We start from the raw sequence: 5570 nt of genomic DNA, 5'->3' as shown, positions 1-5570 counted from the left end.
CTATCGAAACTGCCCCGACCGAAAGAACCACGCTCAACCCTGCCTCGCCTACCGGGGCAGCCCCGATAGGAACCTAACGTTTGAACCTAACGTTTTTCGGTACTACTCGAGCTAGCAAAAGGAGAACGAGCGATGTTCAATCCGAAAGTCGAAGCGTGTTGATCAGGGCGGCAAGAGCAGCAGGCTGATTCCGACGGCTTGGATAGTAAAGAAAATAGCCGGGGAAGGTTGGACACCAGTCCCTCAGGACCTGGACCAAGCGCCCTTTTGCGATCATCTCCGATATAGGTTGTTCCACTGTTGTTGCGATACCTACACCGTTCAACACTGCTTGGACAACCAAGTCTGGATCGTCGAACGTCGCTGGTCCCTGCGGATTGACGGTTAGTGCCTTACGGCCTTTCTCAAACTCCCATCGGTAGATGCCACTGCTAAAGCGAAAGCCTATGCAGGCATGATCTTTCAGATCTCGAGGCGTTCGGGGAATCTTGTGGGCCTTGAAATATTCCGGCGAGCCGACAACTGCGAGGCGCAGGTCCTTGCTGACACGGACTGCGATCATGTCACGTTGGATGAACTCACCGATCTGTACGCCAGCATCGTACTCTCCGGCTACGAGATCGACCGGGTCATACGAGGATGTGACCTCCAAGACGATTTCAGGGTAGGTGCGTGCAAACCGGGCCAATTTCGGTAGAAGCACCATATACGTGGCTGGTCGCGGAATGATCAGACGAATCCGGCCTGTCGGACTCTCTCTTCGTTTTCGTGCTTCGGCCAACGATCGCTCGATACGTTCCAGAGCGGGGGTGAGATCTTGAAGGAGTGCGGTACCGGCTCCTGTGGGTGATACGCTTCGCGTCGTTCGGGCGAGGAGCTGGAGACCTAACCTCTTTTCCAAGCCTCGCATGGAATGACTGAGTGCGGATTGAGAGATACCAAGCCGGGCGGCGGCGCGGGTAAAGCTTCGTTCTTCAGCAACGACCGCGAATGCGGCAAGTTCGCCAAGATCATTCTTCATGATTCATGAATTTTACTCATAACTGCATCCGATACAAATGGTCTAGTATCATAAACAATTCGGACCTAGACTTGAGTTCAGTCGCGGCGGCTCCATCGCGTGGCGACGGAAGCGTATTCCAACGTGGATTCGATCGGTATAGACGGTGCTGGCAGCCGAGCACGGACAGTCGGCACGATTTCTGAAAGGACAACAATTGCAAAAACGCATATTAGGAAAGAGTGGACTTGAGGTATCAACGTTGGGCTTTGGCTGCATGGGGTTGAGCTCCGGCCTTGGTCCGGCGACGGAGAAAGAAGAAGCTATCAAGGTAATTCGCGCTGCGGTAGAGGGTGGTGTCACCTTTTTCGATACGGCCGAGGCCTATGGTCCTCTGGTGAATGAGGAACTGGTCGGCGAGGCTCTGGCACCGTTTCGTGGTCAGGTTGTTATCGCGACCAAGTTTGGCTTCAAGGCCAATCCAGCCGACGACGGCAAGTGGAATGCCCTCGACAGCCGCCCCGAGCACATCAAAGAGGTGGCCGAGGCATCGCTCAAGCGTTTGAAAGTCGATGCTCTGGATCTCTTCTATCAGCATCGCGTTGACCTGGAAGTTCCAATCGAAGACGTTGCCGGCGCGGTAAAGGAACTTATCCGGGAAGGCAAGGTCAAGCACTTTGGCATGTCCGAGGCGGGTGCGAAGACGATCCGCCGCGCCCATGCAGTTCAACCCGTCGTCGCACTCCAGAGCGAGTATTCCCTGTGGTGGCGAGAACCGGAGAAGGAAATTCTGCCAACGCTGGAGGAACTTGGGATTGGCTTTGTTCCGTTCAGCCCACTGGGCAGAGGTTTCCTTACCGGCGCGATTAATGAGAGCACAACTTTCCCAGGCAACGACATTCGGAACAGCGTTCCACGTTTCAATGCCGAAGCGCGCAAGGCGAACCAGCAGGTGGTTGACACTCTAGGCAAGATCGCGGAGTCGAAGAAAGCGACGCGGGCACAGATTGCCCTGGCATGGTTGCTCGCTCAGAAGCCGTGGATTGTGCCGATCCCAGGCACGACCAAGCTTCATCGTCTGGAAGAGAACCTCGGAGCGACGGATGTGGAACTCTCTGCAGAGAATCTCAAGGAGATCGAGAGCGCTTTTTCCGGCATTGAGGTCCAGGGGGAGCGATATCCAGAAGCGCTGCAAAGACTGGTCGGTCGATAAGCCTTGGCGTAAAAAGGGGTGTCCTCATGAGGACACCCTTTCTTTATACGGAGGATGGTTTGGCAGCGAAGGCCTTCGAAGAGGGGTTGGCCTTTCTGCCGTTGACATTTTGGGGTCCGGAGAATAATGGGAAGGGTTGTCTGGACGGTTTAGCATGTCCACCATGGCGAAAGATGAGCCAATCCCGGCCGACGATCAGAGCCTATTTTTTCGCCAAATTGTCGACTCGTCCACTGAGCTGCTGCATACAGCGCGGCCGGACGGCTACCTCGATTTCTTTAATCAGACATGGCTCGACTTCACCGGTGTGCCGCTGGAGAAATTGTTGGGATGGGGCTGGACCTGTCGTATTCATCCCGACGATGTCGAAGCCTTCGTGCAAAAGATGCGAGAGTCATTTGCCAAGGGAAGGCCCTTTCAGGAAGCATCACGAGTGCGAAGAGCCGATGGTGTCTATCGGTGGATGCTGCACCGAAAAGTGCCGAGATTCGATGGAGATGGAAATCTTATCAAATGGCATGGTTCGAGTATCGACATCGATGACCGGAAGAGAGCAGAGGAACAACTCCGGAAGAGCGAGAGAGAGCTTCGGACCCTCATTGATGTAATGCCCGCATATGTGGGGACCTCTTTGCCCGACGGAACGGTCGATTTTCTGAGCCAGAGTTGGTTGGACTACTTCGGCCAGACCAGAGAAGAGGCGATGGGATGGGGCTGGGCGGGTGTGATCCATCCCGACGACGTCGATCGAGTGTTGGCAAACTGGCAGGCGGGATTGGCCTCAGGAGAACCTGTTGAGCAGGAGCTACGTTGCCGTCGCGCCGACGGAGTCTACCACTGGTTCTTGCACCGTAGTCTCCCTCTCCGTGATGACGAAGGGAAGATCGTTGAAAGGTACGGGATTCTCTTCGACGTCAATTCATTGAAGGAGACTGAACACGCTCTTCAGATACGAGAGCATGAACTCGTTGACATTATCGAAACCATTCCCGCAATGCTCTGGTCAGCGTCGCCGACTGGGGAACCAACCCATCTGTCTCAAAGATTCCTTGAATATATTGGGGTTCCCTTCGAAGAAACCGTTGATCGCGGGTGGGAGGGACTCATTCATCCTGATGATCGAGAGGAGACCGCGAAGGCATTCTCCCGGGCAATCGAAACTGGAGAATCATTCAGCGCAATACTCCGCTTGCGACGGGCAGATGGAGAATACAGATGGCAAAAAGCGAGAGGGGAACCTTTGTGTGATCCCCACGGGAAGATCATTCAGTGGTATGGCCTCTCGATTGACATCGATGAGGGGAAACGAGCAGAAGACCATCTTCGCGACACGCGGATCAAACTCGCAAAGGCTTCGCGCTTGGCGACCGTCGCTGAACTTGCGGGCTCGATCGCTCACGAACTGAACCAGCCACTCATGTCGATACTCGCAAACGCACAGGCGGCGAAGAGGTGGTTGAATTCCGCTCAGTCGAATTTGACGGAGGTGAATTCGTCGATTGAACGGACTATACGAGATGCCCGTGCGGCTGACGAGAGAATGCAACATATTCGAGCACTCTTCAAGCAGGAGTCCTTCGTCAAGAAAGATGTCAACATTCCAGACATAATTCGTGAAGTTGTCCGAGTTGTTCAGGAGGACCCCAAAAAGCGCGACGTACCCATCGAGTGCCACTTCGACGAGTCTCTCCCCGCGGTTCCTGTCGACCAGATTCAGGTTCAGCAAGTCTTCATTAATCTAATCGTGAATGCCATCGAGGCCTTGGAGGGACAACAAATGGCCCCGCTGGTCACACTCCGAGCGGCTGTTACAGATTCAGACAGGATGCTAATCCAAGTGATCGATAACGGGCCGGGAGTCCATGATCCGGAACGAATCTTTGACGCCTTTATGACGACAAAAGAGAAAGGCATGGGTATAGGTTTGGCAGTGTCACGCTCCATTGTTGACGCCCATGGGGGGAGGCTTTGGGCGGAGAGTAACAAAGCTGGCGGTGCAATCTTCAACGTAACTTTGCCGCTCTCTCATACGGGTCCGACGATGGCTCAAACCAAGAATATGCGTGAACCGGATCCGTCAGCATTGTGAAGCATAGCGTTACTAGCTCACGGCAATTCGTTTGATGCCGAATGAGGATAGGTACTGAAATGCGTCGGCAAGTGTTTAGAAATCTAGTCCACCTGGACGTGCAAAAGCCAGCGGTTTGCGGCTGAGGAGTGGGGCGGCAAGATTATCGACCGGCTGGCTCGGGATCTGCAGACTGAGTTCCCGGGAGTCGAAGGGTTCAGCCCTCGGAACCTTCGCTACATGCGTTCTCCGGCCGAGGCTTGGCCTGACGAGGAGATTTTGCAACAGCTCGTTGCAAAATTGCCTTGGAGCCACAATGTTCGAGTCTTGGACCGTATCAAGGACCGTCCCACGCGAGAGTGGTACCTTCGCGCCGCCCTCGAATACGGCTGGAGTCGGGATGTACTGGTCCTGCAGATCAAGAGCGGTTTGCATGAGAGGGAGGGCCAGGCCCTGACCAACTTCCCGCGTGCATTGCCTCCCCCTGACTCGGACATGGCGGAGCAGATCCTCAAGGACCCCTACAATTTTGACTTTCTCACCGTGACCGCGGCGGCCAGGGAGCGGGAGATCGAACGGGGGCTATTGACTCATCTGCGCGACCTCCTCCTGGAACTGGGCCGCGGCTTCTCCTTCGTCGGAAGTCAGGTGCCGGTGACCGTGGACGAGCAGACCTTCTACATCGATCTGCTCTTCTACCATGTCCGCCTGCACCGCTATTTCGTCTTCGAACTATTATGTGGTCGGCCACATAAGGCAGAGCGTTTTTAGCGTAGCGGCGCGGCGCAGAGGAGCATTGGGAACGGTTGGATTCTGACTGGCGCGCCGGTCCGCTAAAAACGGATTGGGCTAAACCGCTCCACGATGCTCGCCCTATGGGTATTGCATGGTTGGCAGAACCCTGAGCGAAGGGGAAGATGCCCGTTGAAGGTGGTTGTTTTGCACTTAATTACTGTTGATCTGGCACGTTCTGCGGGTGGAAATCCTGTTAGCTTGCGGGATCGACTGGGGAACGGGCCATCAAATGCTGCGAGAGACAAGGACCCCCTGTAGCGTTGGCGGAACCAGCCTCGTTGCGGACGGAATCTGGCGAGTGTGCTGACGCTGTTCATGAGGTGTCCGTGATTGCCGGCGTTCTTAGGGGCTTTAGCAGTTCCACGACGACCATGTGGCCACGGCGACAAATCGGACATATGCGCAATGAAGTCCCGGTGAGTTCTTCGTGCCGGTCATGGTAATCCAAATCCGCAGATTGCTTCAGGGGCACTTGCGGGAGCGCCATGCCAAGT

Annotated in this window: 4 protein-coding genes and 3 pseudogenes; 4 read left to right on the top strand and 3 right to left on the bottom strand. The window is 55.1% G+C overall.

Features of this window, described 5'->3' with window-relative positions; all coding sequences use genetic code 11:
- Positions 1-136 precede the first annotated feature (136 nt).
- Together Q363_RS30260 and Q363_RS45020 are read right to left on the bottom strand one after the other, a co-directional pair.
- Positions 137-781, bottom strand: coding sequence for a LysR substrate-binding domain-containing protein (locus Q363_RS30260; RefSeq protein ID WP_245632571.1), 645 nt, complete (start codon positions 779-781; stop codon positions 137-139).
- 111 nt (positions 782-892) lie between these two features.
- Positions 893-1021: pseudogene (locus tag Q363_RS45020) on the bottom strand (LysR family transcriptional regulator); the annotation flags it as partial.
- Between the two features lie 196 nt (positions 1022-1217).
- Here Q363_RS45020 and Q363_RS30255 point away from each other — a divergent pair.
- The 4 genes and pseudogenes from Q363_RS30255 (at position 1218) to Q363_RS45750 (ending at position 5052) form a co-directional block, all read left to right on the top strand.
- Positions 1218-2213 carry an aldo/keto reductase gene (locus Q363_RS30255; protein ID WP_035358157.1) on the top strand — a complete coding sequence of 332 codons (996 nt, stop codon included), beginning with the start codon at positions 1218-1220 and terminating at the stop codon, positions 2211-2213.
- A gap of 154 nt (positions 2214-2367) precedes the next feature.
- Entirely contained in the window at positions 2368-4302 is a 1935-nt protein-coding gene (locus tag Q363_RS30250) for a PAS domain-containing protein (protein ID WP_051979561.1), read from the top strand.
- 123 nt (positions 4303-4425) lie between these two features.
- A pseudogene (locus Q363_RS45755) lies at positions 4426-4710 on the top strand (DUF1016 N-terminal domain-containing protein); the annotation flags it as partial.
- Positions 4711-4776: 66 nt separating this feature from the next.
- Positions 4777-5052: a PDDEXK nuclease domain-containing protein gene (locus Q363_RS45750; RefSeq protein WP_281176108.1), complete on the top strand. Its 276-nt coding sequence runs from the start codon at positions 4777-4779 to the stop codon at positions 5050-5052.
- A 337-nt stretch (positions 5053-5389) separates the two neighbouring features.
- Here the strand turns inward: Q363_RS45750 and Q363_RS43395 are convergent.
- A pseudogene (locus Q363_RS43395) lies at positions 5390-5570 on the bottom strand (hypothetical protein); the annotation flags it as partial.

Origin of the sequence: Edaphobacter aggregans DSM 19364 (assembly GCF_000745965.1) — a bacterium.
GTDB lineage: Bacteria > Acidobacteriota > Terriglobia > Terriglobales > Acidobacteriaceae > Edaphobacter > Edaphobacter aggregans.
Note: the sequence above shows the minus strand (reverse complement) of the source record. Positions and strands in the feature narration are given on the sequence as shown.